Source organism: Sphingomonas kyeonggiensis (genome assembly GCF_014196745.1).
In the GTDB taxonomy this organism is placed as follows: Bacteria; Pseudomonadota; Alphaproteobacteria; order Sphingomonadales; family Sphingomonadaceae; genus Sphingomonas; species Sphingomonas kyeonggiensis.
The window spans coordinates 902,984-918,846 of record NZ_JACIEH010000002.1 but is presented as its reverse complement, the minus strand read 5'-3'; the positions used below and the strand labels follow the sequence as shown (position 1 = coordinate 918,846).

Below are 15,863 nucleotides of genomic sequence, written 5' to 3'. Positions count from 1 at the left end.
ATATCTTCCCCTGATTGTCGGCCGGCCGGTGCGCTTGGCCCGGCCGTGCCTTTCGTTGATTTCAGCGCGTGCGGATGCGGAGCGCGTAGGGATAGGCCCCGTCGCCAACCGCCGGCAGCGTGATGCGCAGGCCCTTGGGGGTCTGCTCCCACTCGACCTTGCCGCCACCCAGCAGTGCGATGCTCTTGATCGGTGCCGCCAGATAGGGCGTGCCGGCGTAGAGCGTCTTGATCAGCACTGCGCCGTCCTGCGGCCGCGACAGCCCCAGCGCGTAGAGATTGTCGCCCTTGGTGGTGAAGCGGATGTCGGCGGGTGTGTAGCCCTTCACCGCCGATTCCTCGACCTGCCCACCGACGCGGACCTGGCCCGACTTGGTCGGCCCCTCGCCGAAGAACTGGAACGGGCGCGTGCCGTAGATCGCCTCGCCATTCACCTTCAGCCAGCCGCCCATGCCCTGCAGCACCTGGGCGATCTCGTCGGGGATCGTCCCGTCGGCCCTGGGGCCTACGTTGAGCAACAGATTGCCGTTCTTGCTGACGATGTCGATCAGGTCGGAGATCAGCGACTGCGCCGTGCGGTAGCTGTCATCCTTGGCATAGCCCCAGCTGTGCACGCTCACGGAGGTGTCGGACTGCCAGGGCGTCAGCTTGAGCGCATCGGTCTTGCCGCGCTCCATGTCGAACAGCGCGCTGCCTTCGGCGAACTGGCCGCCCTTGTACGCGATGATCCCCTGCTGGCCCCAGCCCGCCGAGCGGTTGTAGTAATAGGCTGCGGTGTCGCGCATCAGCGGCTCGAACGAAGGCGCCGCAGTCCACCAGTCAAAATAGATCAGCTCCGGCTTGTACTTGTCGACCAGCTCCGAGGTACGCGCCATCCAGTCGTTGAGGAACGCCTTGTTCGGCGGCATCCAGGTCTGGAGCTGGCCGCCATCGGGCCAGCTCTCCGGCTTGTCGGCCGGCAGGCCCATCGGCGCCGCGGGGCCGTACAGGCCGTCATTCTTCGGGTCGTTCACGTCGGAATCGAAGGTGCGGCCCATATAGTACCACCACCAATGCTCGGCGCGGTGCGAGGACAGACCGAAATGCATGCCCGCGGCCCGCGCCGCCCTGGCGATCTCGCCGGTGGTGTCGCGCTTGGGCCCCATCTTGGAGGCGTCCCATTCGGTGAAGTCGGACGCGTACATCGCAAAGCCGTCGCAATGCTCGGCGACCGGCACGACATATTTGGCGCCGGCCTGCTGAAAGAGCTTCACCCAAGCCGCCGGATCGAACTTCTCTGCCTTGAACTGCGGAATGAAGTCCTTGTAGCCGAACTTCGACTGCGGGCCGTAGGTCTCGACATGATGCTTGTACGCGGCGTTGCCGGGCACGTACATGTTGCGCGAATACCATTCATTGGCGAATGCCGGGACCGAGTACGGCCCCCAATGGATGAAGATGCCGAACTTGGCGTCGCGGAACCAGTCGGGCGTGCGATACTTGCCGCGCAGCGCGTCCCAGTCCGACTTGAACGGCCCCTTGGCGATCCCCGCCTTTACCTGCTTCAGCTTGGCATCGACTTTGGCTTCATAGCCCGGCACCTGCGCCTCCGCAGGCACCGCCAGTGCCAGCGCGGCCATCGCCACCGATGCGCCGAACACGCGCTTGCCCGATATCATCCTGGTCTTCTCCATGATCCTGTAGCTCACCGCTTCCACGCGGTGATGCGAACTTCCGCGCCTTCATCGACTGCTGTGGCAGTGCCGAAGGCGATGATGCCGACGCCTTCGATGCGGATCCGGTTATCGAGATCGTCGCGCCCTTCATTGCCCTTCGAGCTGGTGAGCGACACGAGGTGCGACTGGATCGGGATCACTTTCCCGCCGACGATGATCCGATCGAATGAGAAGCCAAGGATCGCGTGATCGGCGCGATCGACCTTACCCTCGATCACCACGCCGCGCAGCTCGCGCGGATCGATCAGCATGCCGGTAATCCGGTCACCCGGCTTGCTGCTGGTCGTGCTGATGGAGGTGTTCATCTTGACCAGCATGCTGCTGTTCATCGGCGACACGACTTCCGCGCCGCCACCCCCTTCCTGCGCGAAGGCCGCAGGCGAGAGCAGCAGGGCTCCGAGCGTGAGTAGATGCCTGTTCATGTCCCTGATCTCCTCAGCGCTTGCCGGTCTTGCGGACGAGCACGGCCCAGTCGCCGGCGGCGCCCTTCGGCGCGGTGCCGAGCGCAACGGCAGCGCCACCCTGGACGGTCCGCACGCTGCCATTCTGCAACGCGCCGCCAGTCCGCGGATTGTACCATTTGACTTCGAACGACCCCGCTGCCGCCGACAGGTCCAGTGTGGTCGTGCCGCCTTCGGGCAGATAGACCGCATAGACCGCGCCCGGCTTGGCCAGCACATAGTCATCGGTCGCCGGGGTCAGCGCGTCGGCATGCTTCATCTCGGTGACCGGCAGATAGGTGCTGACGAAATCATGCGCGTACCGGATCAGATCGAACAGCTGATTGCGACTGCGGAAATCCTCCATGTTGAGATCGCCGATCGGGTCGGTGAAGAAGAACATCGTCCCCGTGCCGCCGGCCATGTAATGGCCCCAGATCGCCAGCTTGCGCACCTTGTCGTGTCCGGGATCCTCGATATCGGTGCGCACGCCCGGGTTCATCTCGATCAGCTGGACCAGCCATGGGTGTCCGGCAGCAGCCGACTTGTCGAGCCACTTGATCGTCTCGGCATGGGTGTTCTCGGGATCGTGCTGGAGCGCGGTCGCGTCGAAATTCCTGAAGCCGAGCAGCCGACCATAGGTCTTGTCGTCGGCGATCATCTCCGCCTTCCACTGGACATACTGGATCGGGTGCTTCCAGGGGTCCAGCGCCTTGATGTAGTTGGAGATTTCCTCGATATCTTGCGTCGTGAAATAGCGGAACCGGTCCATCTCCTCGTCGAGATCCCAGATCACGCCGCGATGATGCGCGAAGCGTGCGATCAGCTCGCGATAATAGATCCGCCGCTCCACCCCGAGCTTGCCGAGCGTCTGCTCGCCTTCCTCTTCCTGGGTGATCAGCATGACCTGCATGCCCAGCCGGTCCATGTGCGAGAACACGATTTCCCACTGGGCCAGCTTCGACACGTCATAGCGGGTATGCGCGTCGTACGAGACCCATGGATTGATATCCATGGCATCGCCGTAGTTGTTCATCGTCAGCGTGTAGAAGGAGTTCATCCCCTTCGACGCGAGATAGTTGAGCGCGCCGATGATCCCCTTGCCCTTGCCGCCCTGCCAGGTCGGATCGCCGGGCTTCCAGTCACGAACATGCGGGTCGTAATGGTGGAGCTGGTCCTCGGTCGCGAAGCCTTTCGCCCCGCGAAAATCCTTGGTGTTGTCGAACTGGTAATAGGCGAGGAAATTCTCCGGGCTCTGCGAACCCGCCATCACGAAATATTTCCCGCTTCCCGAATAGCGCAGGAAGTGCTGGCCGACATATTGGAGCATGCCGTTGTCGAGCTTGTTGCGGCCAGACTTGTCCGCCGCTGCAATCTGGAGCGTGCCCTTCTCGCCATCGATCGAGACGCCGGTGCCGGCGCCGGGATCCTGGCTGGCCGCTACGTCCTTCCCCGTGCGGAAGGATACCTGATAGGTCCAGGTGCCCGCCTCGTCGGGCACGAAATGGACGCGCCAAACGCTGCCCTCGGTCGCACTGGTCTCGGCGGCATTGCCGTCCGCGGCGAAATAGCCGGGTACGACATAGGTCTTGCTGCCGTTGGTGAAGGTGACGTTCAGCCGATAGTCGCTGAAGGGATTGGTTTCGGCGGTTTCGCTTGTCTTGGGCCCCGCAAAGCTCAACCGTACATCGCGCCATTGCTGGAGCGTGCCTTCCACCGTCGCCGCCGAAGCGGCAACGCACCCGCCACCGATACCGGCCAGCGCAGCAGCGAGTTTCAAGCAGACAAGCAGCGGCCTCCACCGCCATTGGGCGTGTGCCATCATCCCTCTCCCTGTTCGCGCGGCAGCCCGCGTGGGAACGCTCTTCGGCACCCGCTCTTCGCTGGGCACCGGCTCCCACATCACCGCATCAATAATATTCTAATATGATTATTCAGCAAAGCTATTGCTGCAGTTTTTCCGAGTCAAACAAGTTTTTCGGGATCAAATATTTTGATCGATCACCAGGGCTTCGAACGCGCCACCGCGAGCCCGCGCACATCGTTCGGCCATTTGCCGCTCACCGCGCAGTAGAAATGGTAGAGCGCACCGTCGTGGAAGATCACCGCGGGCTTGTGCGCGAATTTCTCGTCGATCGCGCCCGGCGCACCGACGTCGATCAGCACCTCGTCCGCCTTGGTGAAGCTGCTCGGACTGTTACCAAACGCGAACAGGTCCCTCGCGAAACCATCCTTGGCGAGCCCGAAATAGAACATGCCCCATTGCCCGCGATGCGAGACCACCACCGGGTCACTGGCGAAGCGGAAGTCAGGCGCGCCTTCAGGCCCGTTGCGGATCAGCGGGCTGGCCGGGTGCCGCGTCCAGGCCTTGAGGTCCTTGGAGATCGCGAGACCGGTCTGCTCCTTCCACGGCGTGCCAGTAGTCTTGGCATTGTAGTAGAGGTGGAAGGTGTCGCCGATCTTGACGAGATAGGGCTTGTAGAGCCCGCCGCGTTCCCATTCGGCGCCGTCCTCGGCACGCAGGATCACCGGCCCGCGCTCCCAGTGGAACAGGTCGTCGCTCCAGGCGAGCCCGATCACCGCGGCACCCTCTTCGTAGCCCGCATTGGGATAGGCATGCCACGCGGCGACATAGCGTCCGCCGACCTTCACCAGCCGGGCAGGCGATTGCAGCTCGTTCTCGCGCAGGATCGAGGCGCAGGCGATATTGAACCGGGTGATCGGATCAGAGGGATCGCGCGCGAGGATCACGCCCTTGCGAGTCCAGTCGACCAGGTTGGTCGATTCACAGATGCCGGTCTGATAGCCGGTGCCGTCGAAGCCGACATAGGTCAGGTAGAATTTGCCGTTGGCAGAAAAGACGAACGGGCAGTCGACGGCCTTCTCGTCGAAGCTGCCGGGCACGCCCGATCCGCCGAGGATCAACTTGGGATATTTGTACGGCGTCCGATAGGGCGTGAGAGGATCTCGCGTGGCTGCCCTTGCGGCTCCCGGAAGCAGCAACGCGCCCGCGCTGCTTCCAAGCAGCGTTCGCCGGTCCATGGTCATATGCCCCAGCCCCCATCGATGACATGCGCCTGGCCGGTGGTGTAGGTCGCGCCGGCGAGATAGACGACCAGGTCGGCAATCTCCTCCGGCGTGCCGAGCCGGCCGATCGGCTGACGCGCGACGAAGGCCGCGCGCGTGCTTTGATAGTCTCCGCCCGCCCCGAGCCGCTCCTGCAGCGAGGGCGTATCGACCGTGCCCGGGCAGATCGCAGTGACGCGGATGTTCTTGTCCACGAAATCGGCGGCGATCGACTTGGTGAGGCCGAGCACCGCCGCCTTCGTCACCGAATAGGCGAAGCGATTGGGCACCCCCTTCACGCTCGACGCGATCGACGACATGTTGATGATCGCCCCGCCCCCGCGCGCGGCCATGCCGGGCAGCACCGCCTGGCAAGTATGGACCTGCGCCATCACGTTGAGCCGCCAGGCAAAATCGAGATCGGCGTCGCTGGTCTCCAGCGCCGTGCCGCCATGGACGACGCCGGCGCAGTTGAAGAGGATGTCGATCGTCTCATCGGCAAGCGCGGCCACGGCGGCGGGATCGAGCACGTCGAGCCGGCGCGTCTCGATGCGGTCGCTCGCAAGTCCCTCGAGCCGCGCTTCGTCGATATCGGTCGCGATCACGCGCGCGCCGGCAGCGGCAAGGGCGAGCACCGAAGCGCGGCCGATGCCCTGGGCGGCGGCGGTCACGAGCGCGGTCTTTCCGGTAAGGTCGATCACAATTGGTCCTTCAGGGTCTGGGAATGGACATGCCGGACTGGTCGCCCGAACGATAAGCGGCCTCGACGAGCGCCATGGTCCGCCACGCATCCTCGACATGGGTGGACAGCACCGTGTCCTCGCCCGCGGCGAAGCGCTGGAGATTGGCCATCGGGCCGATGAACGCGTCGGGGAACCAGGTGCCGGCCAGCGGCACCTGCTCCCAGTCCTTGCCGCGCTCGACCAGCCAAAGCGCGTCGGGCTCACCGGCCGGATAATCGAGCAGCACGCCCAGCTTGGCGATCGCGGCGCCCTCCAGGCCTTCCACCCGGAAACTCGCCTCCTGGAAGCGACGGCCGAAGTCATGCTGATGGTTGATCGACAACAGGCAGCGCAGCGTCGGGCCATAATCGAGGATCATCGAGGTCCGCGTATCGGCCAGCTCGCCCGACGGATGATCGAAGCTGCGCGCGAACACGCTCTCGGGCTCGCCGACCAGCGCGCGGATCGCATCGAGATAATGGATCGAGTGACTGACGATCTCGACCCGCTTGTTGCTCTTCAGGTGCGGGAACAGGTGCCAGGGCGTCGCCAGGTTGATGCGCACCTCGATCTCGGTGAGCGTGCCCAGGCGCCCCTGGCGAACCGCATCGCGGATCGCCAGCATCATCGCGGAATAGCGCAGCTGGAAATTGACCGAGGCGGTCAGCTTCCGCTTCCGGCAGATGTCGCGGATCGCCGTCGCCGCGGCGAGGTCGAGCCCCATCGGCTTCTGGAGCAGCACCGCCGCGCCCTCCGGCAATTTCTCGAGGATTTCCCGGTGCGCGACCGGCGGCGCGGCGATGTCGAACACCGCATCCGCCGCCGCGGCTTCCTCAACAGTATCGAAGGCCTGCGGCACGTTCCATTGCGCCGCCAGCGCCTCGGCGCGCGAGCGATCGAGGTCGTAGAGCCCGGCGACGGTGAAGCCCGCCTTGCGATAGGCGGGCAGATGGGCATCGGCGACGATCCCGCCGGTGCCCAGGATGACGATCGGGCGCGGCGCCGAAGGCATCGGCCAGCTTTGCTGCAGTTTGTGGTTCATCGGAGCATTCATTGGAGTGCGCGGCTCTGCGCTTCGGCGAGGAGCTCAGCGGTCGGGCGATCCCCGGTGACCGCTTCGGTCATCAGATCGTCGACGATATGGCTGATCCGCGCGAGATCGGGCGTGATCGGCATCGAACGGGCATGCGCGTGCAGCCATTCGAGCCGGTGATAATAGGGCAGGCGCGCATTGATCTCGGCATCCAGCCAGGTCGAGCGCCGCACGCCGATCGCACCTTCGCTGGTGGTCAGCCGATCCATTGGCGCGGTCGCACAGTGGCGCAGGAAATCCCAGGCCAGCCCCTTGTTGCGCGAACCCGATCCGATCGCCAGCACCCAGAAGACGTTGAGCGACACGCTGCACCCGCCCGGCCCGGCCGGCAGCGGCGCGACATCGACCAGCCCGCGTACCCGGCTCTCAGGCGCGGTGTCGGCATAGGCCGCGAAGCCGAACCAGTTGGCCATCAGCGCAACCTTGCCCTCCGCAAACAGCCCGCCCGAGGCGACGCTGTCGAGCGACCGGCAATCGGGCGCGATCGCACCGGTGTCGCGGGCCAGCATGCGCAGGAAATCGAGCGCCTCGTGCGCCTGGGGCGAGGCGAGATCGGGCCTCCCCAAATTGTCGAACACCTCGCCGCCGCGCGACCAGACATGGATGCAGAAATCGTAGAAGCTGTTGTGCCCGTCCGGATAGAGCGCGAGCACCGTGCCGTAGCGATCTTCCTCAGGCACGTGATGCGCGCGAGCGAGGGCGTGGAATTCCTCCCAGGTCGCGGGCGGCTCGGCGATCAGGTCCTTGCGATAGACCAGGCACTCCGGCCCGTCATGATAGGGCATCGCCCACAGCCCGCCGCCGAACTGCTGCAGGCCGGTGAGCGACGGGCTCCAGGCATCGGGCCAGTCCGGGATCGGCGTGCGCGCCTGATGCGGCGCCAGATCCTCGAGCAGATCGTCGGCCACGGCTTCCGCCAGCCAGTCGGTATTGAGAAAGGCGATGTCCCATGCGCCACTGGCCAGCCCGCGCCCGTCAATCGCGCTTTCGTGGAGCGGATTGAGATCCATCGGCACGACTTCGAGCTCGGCCTCGCGGCCGGTCGTCCGCACGAAGTCGTCGAACTGCTTGCGAATCGCGCTTTCGAACGGACCAAAGCGGCGGACGGCGATGCGCAGCGTCGTCATGCCGCGCGCCGCCGGTTACCGCCGACGGTGTAGATCGCAGCCGCGGCGATCACCACAATTCCCTCGATCAGCCCCTGATAGCTCGCACCCAGATCGAGCACGTTGAAGCCGTTGGTGAGGGTGAACAGCAGCAGCGCCCCCGCCACCGTCTTGAGCACGCTCCCCGCCCCGCCGAACAGCGAGGTTCCGCCAAGGATCGCCGAGGCGATGACGGTGAGTTCGGCACCCTGCAGCGCGGTCGGGTTGATAGCGCCGAGCCGGCAGCCGAACAGCACCCCGGCAAAGCCCGCCGCCGCGCTCGACAGGATGAAGGCGCCAAGCTTGTAGGCATGGACGTTGACGCCCGACAGCCGCGCCGCCTCGGCATTGCCGCCCACGGCATAGATGCGCCGGCCGACCACGGTGAAGCGCAGCACCGCCCAGACCAGAGCCGTGAACAAGGCGAGATAGACCACCGGCGCGGCCACCGCGAAGCCCTGCCCCGCAAGCAACGCCAGCCCCGCGACGACCAGGCCGGCCAGCCCGATCAGGATCCGGCGGCGGAAGGCGGCCCAGGCGGACAGCGCCACGGCGAGCGCGAGCAGTGGCCAGAACAGCGGCACGCGGGTGCTCTCAAAGGCCAGCATCTGCTGGAGCACCTCGGGCTGCTCGACCATCAGCGAGCGGCCGTCGGTGAGCACCAGCACCAGCCCGCGTACCGCCGTGAGCGTGCCGAGCGTCACGATGAACGCATTGATGCCGACGAACTGGACGATCGCGCCGTTGAAGATGCCGACCGACACCGCGGTGACGATCGCAGCGAGCGCGGCCAGCGGAAAGCCGATGCTCGGGGCGAGCCCGACCAGCACCGCCGCCGCGAGCGCCGCGACCGAGGCGACCGAAAGATCGAAGGCACCGGTGATCAGCATCACCGTCATCGCCACGCCCATGATCCCGACCAGCGAGGCCTGATAGGCGATGTTGCCGAGATTCTGCGCCGAGAGATAGGCCGGCAGCCCGCGCGAATGTGCGATGCCGGCAAGCAGCGCGAGCAGGATCAGCAGCGCGTAGTAAATGCCGGCCTTGCGCAGCCCGAGGCCGGCGCGCCAGTCTGTCGTCTGCATCATGCAGCCATTCCTGTGCTTGGGAAATTGCCACTGGCGCGCTGGATCAGCGCCGCCTCGTCGGTGGTTTCGGGATCGACTTCGGCGATCACCAGACCGTCTCGCATCACCAGGATGCGGTCACACACGCCGATCAGCTCCTCGAACTCGGAGCTGACCAGCAGCACCGGCAAGCCTTCATCGGCGAGGCCGCGGATCAGCCGGAGGATGTCGGTACGCGCGCCGATATCGATACCGGCAGTGGGCTCGTCGAGCAGCAGCAGCCGTGTATCGGGGGTGAGCCATTTGGCGATCACCACCTTCTGCGCATTGCCGCCCGAAAGCTCGCCGACCGGCGCGTCGGGGCCCTGCACCTTGATCGCCAGCCGCTCGATGGCCGCCAATGCGGCTTCGTGCTCCTGCACCGGCGACTGGAACAGGCCGGTGCGCGGCAGCGCGATATTCTCCGCGACGCTCATGCCCGCGACGAAGCCTTGCGTCGCCCGGTCCTCCGGCACCAGCGCGACGCCCGCCGCCACCGCCTCCTCGGGCGTGCGCCCGATCGGCTTGCCGTGGAGCAGCACCGCGCCGCGCGCGGCGGGATCGGCGCCGAAGATCGCGTGGAGCAACTCGCTGCGGCCCGAGCCCAGCATGCCGGCGATACCGACAATCTCGCCGGCTGCGACGGTGAGGCTGGTGGGGGCGAGCTTGCCGGGTGAGCCTAGGTCGCGGAGTTCGAGAGCGGGTGGGTTCTCAATCAATCCTCCCCCGGAGGGGGAGGGGGACCGCCGCCAAAGGCGGTGGTGGAGGGGTAGCGCCCCCCGGGCTTCATCGCTGGTAGAGAGTACCCCTCCACCAGCCTGCGGCTGGTCCCCCTCCCCCTCCGGGGGAGGATTTGAGAAGGCACGCGCTGCCCTCGGGCGCCGTTCCAGCGCCGTCACCGAACGCCCCACAATCGCCGCCGCGATCGCGGCTTCATCGAGATCGGCGGTCTGCGCATGCAGCACCGCGCGGCCATCGCGCAGCACGGTGACTTCGTCGGTGAGCGACAGGATCTCGTCGAGGAAATGCGAGACGAACAGCACCGCGTGGCCCTGCGCGGCGAGCAGGCGGACCACCGCATAGACGCGCTCGCGCTCGTGCCCGGCGAGCGAAGCGGTCGGCTCGTCCATGATGAGCAGCGCCGGATCGGCCATCAGCCCCTGAGCAATCGCGACCATCTGGCGCGTGCCGATCGGCAGATCGCCGACCAGCGCATCGAGATCGAATGGATTGTCGAGCAGGCTGGCCACTTGCGCCGCGCGGGCGCACCCGGCTCGATCCGCGCGCCAGCCGCCGGCCCGCTCCAGCAGCATGTTCTCGACCACCGACAGCGTCGGCACCAGCGGGATATGCTGGTAGATCGTCGCCACGCCCGCTGCCCGCGCCGCACGCGGGCTGGCCCAACGCACCAGCTCGCCGCGCCAGGCGACGGTGCCGCCGCTCGCCGGGATCGCACCGGCCAGCACCTTGATCAGCGTCGACTTGCCCGCGCCATTGGCACCGAGCAGCCCGTGCACCCGGCCGGCGTGCAGGGTCAGGTCGACCCCGCGCAGCGCTACGGTGCCGTTCGGCCAGATCTTCTCGACCCCGGCCAGCTGGAGGAGCGGCGCCCCTACCATTGGCCGACACATTCGCCGACCGTCGCCCGCGTCACCGCCGGGATCGGATAGGTGCGGAAGCGCGACGCGCCTTCGGCCTTTGCGTGCAGCGCCTCGAAGGCGAGCGCGCCCAGCGCCTCGGGCTTGAAGCATACCGTGCCGTCCACCGCACCGGCCTTGATCGAGGCGATGGCGAGCTTCGAGCCGCCGACGCCGAGCAACCGGGCAGAGGAACCCGCCGCCCGCACCGCGCGGGCACAGCCGATCACCATATCGTCGGCTTCGTTGTAGAACAGGTCGATGTCCGGCCGCGCGGCAAGGATGTTCTGGCAGGCCGCCTCCCCGCCCTCGCTGGTCCAGTTGCCCGGCTGCGAGGCAACGATGCGGTAGCGCAGGCCGGCGGCATCGAGCGCCAGGCGGAAGCCACGGGCGCGCTGCTCGACTTCGGGGAAACCCGCCGCGCCTTCGATGATCGCGATCCGCGCGACCCGGTCACGGGGCAACCAGGTCGCGGCGAGGGTGCCCGCCGCGCGGCCGGCCGCAACCTCATCCTGCGATGCCAATGCGACGAGCCCCGGATAGACGTCGTCGATCGCCCGCGTCCGCGGATCCCCGACCAGCGCAGCCACCGCCGCGATCGGCACATGCTGGGCGTTGGCGCGGCGGACCCAGCCCTGTGCCACGACGGAGTCGATCGGCATCACCGCGACACCCGCGACCTTCTGGGCGATCAGGTCGTCGATGTCGTTGGCCTGTTTCTGCACGTCGCCCTTGGCGTCGAGCACCACCGCACGGGCACCGGCGCTCGCGGCTGCATCGCTGAAGCCCTTGGCGATGGCGGCGGCGAACGGATAGCTGAGGCCGACAGTGGACAGGCCGTAGCGCGGACCGCTGCCCGCCTTGCTCGCCACCGCGCCATTGGCCGCACGCGCAGCGTTGCGCACGCCGACCAGCGACGCTGCCGAGACCGCGACGACGCAGAGCGCCAGCAGCAAGGGGATCGGGCGCAGCCGCATCGCCGCTCAGGCCAGCTCGCGCCGGGCGACGAGATAGAGATGCTCGCAGGCCAGCACGGTCTCGCCGCGCTGGTTGCGGATATCGACCGCCTCGGTAACCAGGCCGTGGGTGGTGCGCTTGGGGTGATCGCGCTTGTCGGCGATGCGGGTGATCGTCGTGATCGTGTCGCCGATATGGACCGGGCGGATGAAGCGCAGCCGGTCATAGCCATAGGACATGGCGTGCGGATTGATCACCGTGGCGGTGAGCCCGATGCCGATCGCGAAGATCATCGTGCCGTGCGCGATGCGTTGGCCGATCTCCTGCGTGCTGCACCATTCGGCATCCATGTGGTGCGGGAAGAAATCGCCGGTATGGCCGGCATGGACGACGAAATCGGTCTCGGTGATCGTGCGGCCGAAGCTCGTCCGGGTGGCGCCGATCTCATAGTCCTCGAAATATTGCTCGATGATCATGCGGCAAACTCCCGGTCAATTTCGGTGCGGTCGGCGCCGAGGCGGGGCGCGGCGCGCGGCGAAGTGAGGATGCTGCCGTCGATGCGGATCGGGCAGCGGGTGAGCGTGAGCTCGGCGCCGTTGGGCGAGCGCACAATCTGGGTCGCATGGAGCGCAGCGAAGGCAGGCTCGGCCCGCAGCGCTGGCCAGTCGAGCACCGGCGCCGCCCAGATGCCGGCGGGTTCGAGCAAGGCGAGCCACTCGGCGGTGGTGCGGGCGGTCAAATGGTCGCGGATCAGAGCCTTGATCGCGTCGCGCTCGGCGAACCAGCTGGCGGGCGCGAAGCGGGCGAGTGCGTCGAGGCCGAGGATGCTGCCGAGCCTGTCGACCGGCGCCATCGCCAGGGCGAGCCAGCCATCCGCGGTCTGGTAGATGCCATAAGGCGCGGCGAGATAGACATTGCCGTTCGACACCGCGCTGCGCGGGGGCATCGCTTCGTCCCGGTTGAGATGGACCGAGAGATGCTCGAACTGCAGGTCGATCGCCGTCTCGATCAAACTGACATCGACGCGGCCGCCCTTCCCCGAGATGCCCCGCCGCACCAGTAGCGCAAGGATACCCTGGCAGAGCTGTGCCCCGGCCATCATGTCGGTGATCGAAAGCCCGGCGGGCACCGGCGGCCCGCTGCCCTCGCCCGACAGCCAGGCGATGCCCGACAGCGACTGGACGAGCAGATCCTGCCCCGGCCTGTCCCGCCACGGGCCCTCGGGCCCATAGCCGCTGACGCCGGCATAGATCAGCCGCGGGTTGAGTGCCGAGACCTCGTCCCAGCCGAGCCCGAGCCGTTCCATGATGCCGGGGCGGAAATTGTGGATCAGCACATCGGCACGGGCGATCAGCCTGCGCACCGCCTCGAGGTCGCCGGGGTCCTTGAGGTCCGCGGCATAGCTCTGCTTGCCGCGATTGATCGCGTGGAACAGCGCACTGTCCTGGTCGAACGCCATGTCGGCAAGAAACAACCCGCGGCTCGCATCGCCCCCTTCGCGTCGCTCGACCTTGATAACGCGCGCGCCGAGGTCGGCGAGGCGCAGCGCGCAGGACGGGCCGGCGAGGAACTGGCTGAAATCCAGCACCGTAACGCCGGTCAGCGGCGCCTCGGCCGCTGCGATCCCGCTGTGGTCACCCTCTCCCACACCCGCTCCATATAATATTCTAATATGATTATTGCCCTGACGCTATTGTCGCGGCTATGCCGAGTCAAACGATTTCCCGGGAAGCGGGACAAACGGGAGAGAGCGTCGTGCGCGGCATGACCTGGGACCATTCGCGCGGCCATGATCCGCTGGTGGCGGCGGCCTCCGCCTGGGAGGCGCGGACCGGACAGGCGATCGCCTGGGACCGCCGCTCGCTCCAGGATTTCGAGAGCTATCCGGTCGAGGAACTCGCCCGGCGCTATGATCTGATCGTGATCGATCATCCGCATGTCGGCCAGGTCGCCGACAGCGGCTGCCTGCTGCCGCTGGACGAGGCGATCGATGCCGCGACGCTCGCGGAGATCGCCGGAGGATCGGTCGGCGGATCCCATGCGAGCTATGCCTGGGCCGGCCATCAATGGGCCCTGCCCATCGATGCCGCGGCGCAGGTCCAGGCCTGGGTGCCCGGGCGGATCGCCGGGCCGCTGACGCGCTGGAGCGATCTTGCCGCGCTGGTTGCCGAGGGCCGCGCATCGCTGCCGCTGCGGCCGCCGCACAGCCTGATGAGCCTGTTCACTCTGTGCGGACTAGCCGGGATTACGCTGCACGACACCGACAATGGCCTCTTCCCGGCGGAAGCGGCGCGGGCCCATGATCTTCTCGCAGCGCTGGCCGATCCCGCCGCGTTCGAGATGGATCCGATCGCGATGTTCGAGGCGATGGCCAGTCCCGACAGCCGCCTCGCCATCATCCCGCTGATCTATGGCTATGTGAACTACGCGCTCGCCGGCTACCGCGACACACGCATCCGCTTCGCCGACATCCCGGTGCTGGGCCACGGCCCGCGCGGATCGGCGCTGGGCGGCACCGGGATCGCGGTCTCCGCCTATGCCCAGGACCCGGCGGGCGCCGCCGCATTCGCTGCCTGGGTTGCCGGCGGCGCGGCGCAACGCGACCTGATCGCCACCCATGGCGGACAGGCCGGCCATGCCGACGCCTGGATCGACGCCAGCACCAATGCCGCCACGCACGACTTCTACCGCGCAACCCGTGCGACGCTCGACAATGCCTGGGTTCGCCCGCGCCATGCCGGCTACATGGACTTCCAGCATGCCGCCTCGGAGCGCCTGAACCACGGGCTGCGCACCGGCGAGGACGGCGCGCGTGTCATCGCCGCGCTCAACCAGCTCTACGCGGCATCGAAATGAGCGACGCCCCGCTCAAGGGCCTGCTGGTCATCGACATGGCCCAGTTCCTGTCGGGCCCCTCGGCAGCCTTGCGGCTCGGCGACCTCGGTGCACGCGTGATCAAGGTAGAGCGGCCGGAGAGCGGCGACATCTGCCGCTCGCTTTACCTGAGCGACACCGACATCGCCGGGGACTCCACCCTGTTCCACGCGATCAACCGCAACAAGCAGAGCCTCGCCGCGGACCTCAAGGACTCGCGCGACGCGGCACGCGTTCACCGGCTGATCGCCCGCGCCGACATAGTCATCCAGAACTTCCGCCCCGGCGTCGCCGACCGGCTCGGTTTCGGCCCCGCGGCACTGCGTGCGACGAACCCGCAACTGATCGTCGGCAGCATCTCGGGATATGGCGAGGATGGCCCCTGGGCGACGCTGCCGGGCCAGGATCTGCTCGCCCAGGCCCTGTCCGGCGCGATGTGGCTGAACGGCGACGCCGCCGACGGCCCGGTGCCCTTCGGCCTCTCGGTAGCGGATATGCTCGCAGGGCATGTGCTGGTCGAGGGCATCCTGGCCGCGCTCGTCCGCCGCGGGATCTCGGGCGAAGGCGCGCATGTCGAGACGAGCCTGCTAGAAGCACTCATCGACCTGCAGTTCGAAGTGCTCACCACCCATCTGAACGATGGCGGGCGCCTGCCCCGGCGCGCGGCGGTCGACAATGCCCATGCCTATCTCGCCGCGCCCTATGGCAGCTATCGCACGGCCGACGGCTGGCTCGCGCTGGCGATGACCCCGCTCGACACCCTTGCCCCCCTGCTGGACCTGCCCCTTGTCGGCCGCGACGCCTTTGCCGAACGCGACACGATCAAGGCGATGATCGCCGGCCGCCTCGCCGAGGCTAGCACCCAAAGCTGGATCGATCGGCTGCACCCGCACGACATCTGGTGCGCGCCGGTCAACGACTGGCCCCGCCTCCTCGCCGAAGACGCATTCCAGCGGCTGGAAATGCTCCAGCAAATCGGGCGCGGTGTAACGACCACCCGAAGCCCGGTGCGTATCGACGGTGCGCGTGCCGGCAATCCGGTCGGCGCCCCGCACGTCGGAGAACATAACGAAGCGATCGTCGCCGAATTCGGCCTCGACCAAGATTGA

General features: G+C 67.1%; 14 protein-coding genes. 2 read left to right on the top strand and 12 right to left on the bottom strand.

Annotated features, from left to right (window positions below):
• Nucleotides 1-61: 61 nt before the first annotated feature.
• From GGR46_RS13145 to GGR46_RS13090, 12 genes are all read right to left on the bottom strand, one after another.
• A complete protein-coding gene (locus GGR46_RS13145) occupies nucleotides 62-1,687 on the bottom strand; it encodes an alpha-L-fucosidase (RefSeq protein WP_343058146.1) in 1,626 nt (541 codons plus the stop codon).
• The gene (locus GGR46_RS13140; protein WP_183998396.1) at nucleotides 1,684-2,136 is read right to left on the bottom strand and encodes a hypothetical protein; all 453 of its coding nucleotides are present in this window, start codon (nucleotides 2,134-2,136) and stop codon (nucleotides 1,684-1,686) included. Before GGR46_RS13140 ends, GGR46_RS13145 begins: the two co-directional genes overlap by 4 nt.
• Nucleotides 2,137-2,149: 13 nt before the next feature.
• Nucleotides 2,150-3,934 carry a DUF5060 domain-containing protein gene (locus tag GGR46_RS13135; protein WP_183998395.1) on the bottom strand — a complete coding sequence of 595 codons (1,785 nt, stop codon included), beginning with the start codon at nucleotides 3,932-3,934 and terminating at the stop codon, nucleotides 2,150-2,152.
• A gap of 221 nt (nucleotides 3,935-4,155) precedes the next feature.
• Entirely contained in the window at nucleotides 4,156-5,079 is a 924-nt protein-coding gene (locus GGR46_RS13130) for a glycoside hydrolase family protein (RefSeq protein ID WP_246426065.1), read from the bottom strand.
• 119 nt (nucleotides 5,080-5,198) lie between these two features.
• On the bottom strand, nucleotides 5,199-5,921 hold the full coding sequence (locus GGR46_RS13125) for an SDR family oxidoreductase (RefSeq protein WP_343058144.1): 723 nt from the start codon (nucleotides 5,919-5,921) through the stop codon (nucleotides 5,199-5,201).
• Nucleotides 5,922-5,931: 10 nt separating this feature from the next.
• On the bottom strand, nucleotides 5,932-6,984 hold the full coding sequence (locus GGR46_RS13120) for a Gfo/Idh/MocA family protein (protein WP_221262720.1): 1,053 nt from the start codon (nucleotides 6,982-6,984) through the stop codon (nucleotides 5,932-5,934).
• Nucleotides 6,985-6,992: 8 nt separating this feature from the next.
• On the bottom strand, nucleotides 6,993-8,162 hold the full coding sequence (locus GGR46_RS13115) for an extracellular solute-binding protein (RefSeq protein ID WP_183998392.1): 1,170 nt from the start codon (nucleotides 8,160-8,162) through the stop codon (nucleotides 6,993-6,995).
• Nucleotides 8,159-9,268, bottom strand: a complete 1,110-nt coding sequence (locus GGR46_RS13110) for an ABC transporter permease (protein WP_246426064.1) — start codon at nucleotides 9,266-9,268, stop codon at nucleotides 8,159-8,161. The genes GGR46_RS13115 and GGR46_RS13110 overlap by 4 nt, the downstream gene beginning before the upstream one ends.
• Nucleotides 9,265-10,905, bottom strand: coding sequence for a sugar ABC transporter ATP-binding protein (locus GGR46_RS25430; protein WP_246426063.1), 1,641 nt, complete (start codon nucleotides 10,903-10,905; stop codon nucleotides 9,265-9,267). The genes GGR46_RS13110 and GGR46_RS25430 overlap by 4 nt, the downstream gene beginning before the upstream one ends.
• Entirely contained in the window at nucleotides 10,899-11,900 is a 1,002-nt protein-coding gene (locus GGR46_RS13100; RefSeq protein ID WP_183998391.1) for a sugar ABC transporter substrate-binding protein, read from the bottom strand. The genes GGR46_RS25430 and GGR46_RS13100 overlap by 7 nt, the downstream gene beginning before the upstream one ends.
• A 6-nt stretch (nucleotides 11,901-11,906) precedes the next feature.
• The gene (locus tag GGR46_RS13095) at nucleotides 11,907-12,356 is read right to left on the bottom strand and encodes a MaoC family dehydratase (RefSeq protein ID WP_183998390.1); all 450 of its coding nucleotides are present in this window, start codon (nucleotides 12,354-12,356) and stop codon (nucleotides 11,907-11,909) included.
• Nucleotides 12,353-13,528: a CaiB/BaiF CoA transferase family protein gene (locus tag GGR46_RS13090; RefSeq protein WP_343058143.1), complete on the bottom strand. Its 1,176-nt coding sequence runs from the start codon at nucleotides 13,526-13,528 to the stop codon at nucleotides 12,353-12,355. The genes GGR46_RS13095 and GGR46_RS13090 overlap by 4 nt, the downstream gene beginning before the upstream one ends.
• Before the next feature lie 116 nt (nucleotides 13,529-13,644).
• Here GGR46_RS13090 and GGR46_RS13085 point away from each other — a divergent pair, with 116 nt between their 5' ends.
• A complete protein-coding gene (locus GGR46_RS13085) occupies nucleotides 13,645-14,736 on the top strand; it encodes an extracellular solute-binding protein (protein ID WP_246426142.1) in 1,092 nt (363 codons plus the stop codon).
• Nucleotides 14,733-15,863: a CaiB/BaiF CoA transferase family protein gene (locus GGR46_RS13080; protein ID WP_183998388.1), complete on the top strand. Its 1,131-nt coding sequence runs from the start codon at nucleotides 14,733-14,735 to the stop codon at nucleotides 15,861-15,863. The genes GGR46_RS13085 and GGR46_RS13080 overlap by 4 nt, the downstream gene beginning before the upstream one ends.